This is a genomic window from Fructilactobacillus sp. X7R9C1, assembly GCF_059901005.1.
In genome coordinates this window covers 1-866 of record NZ_JBWXVG010000038.1, presented here as the reverse complement: position 1 = coordinate 866, position 866 = coordinate 1, and the positions used below count along the sequence as shown (strand labels likewise).

Here is an 866-nt window from a genome sequence, read left to right as displayed (position 1 = left end):
TAGCAGATGGTGCATAGTGAACGTTGATTGGCTGATTACCATTGGTAAACGTTGCGTTTTCTGAATGGAAACCAGACCTAGTTTCGCGTGGTCTTTGAACCGGTTTGTTTTGACGTTGAGGTTGTGGTGCTGGCGTGTAAGTTGGAGTACTTACATTGCCAACGCCATATTTAACGTCGTGAGCAAATTGAGCTGGTGTGATGCCCATTTGTGACAGGTACCCATAAGGGTCAGTGTGGTCACCCCAAACATGGTTGCTAATCCAGTTATGTGATTTTACACCAACGTATCCAGCAGAATCAGTATCTAATGGGATGCCATACTTTTGTGCACTTTCTCGAAGTAAATTAATGTAAGTGGCATAGTTTACTTTGAAGTCTTGTGCATTGTAAGTTCTAGCTAATTCAATTTGAACTGGTGCATTGGCATTAGCCCATGAGCCAGCTCCCCAAGCTTGGTATCCTGGTTGGCCAATTTGATAAATGTTACCAGGTTGACCAGCATTGTTGTTACCAACGATATATTGAACATAAGCGCCATTTGAATACCATGTTCTCTTTTCAAAAGCGGCATTGTTTTGTGCAGTAGCTTCACCACCGGTTTCGTGAGCAACAATAATCTTGTTGTTAGTACGATAAGGTGAACCTTCATTCCCAGTTAATTGATATTGATAATTAACGTTAGCTGCGTGAGTTTGTGGAGCACTTACGCCAAATAAAAAAGCTGCTGATAATGCAGCAACTCCTAATCCAATAACTTTGGTCTTATTTTTTCTCTTCATTATTATCATTCTCCTTTTCATCTTTCTTAGCGATTCCGTCTTTAGGATCCTCTGGGACATCGGTTTGGTCGTCAATAATTCCAAG

At 41.1% G+C, this 866-nt stretch carries 1 protein-coding gene; it reads right to left on the bottom strand.

Annotation, left to right across the window (positions count from 1 at the left end; translation table 11 throughout):
- Positions 1-781: peptidoglycan recognition protein family protein (locus tag AC6UD0_RS07285; protein WP_500708694.1), on the bottom strand; the 781-nt coding region annotated here is incomplete at its 3' end.
- Between the last annotated feature and the right edge of the window lie 85 nt (positions 782-866).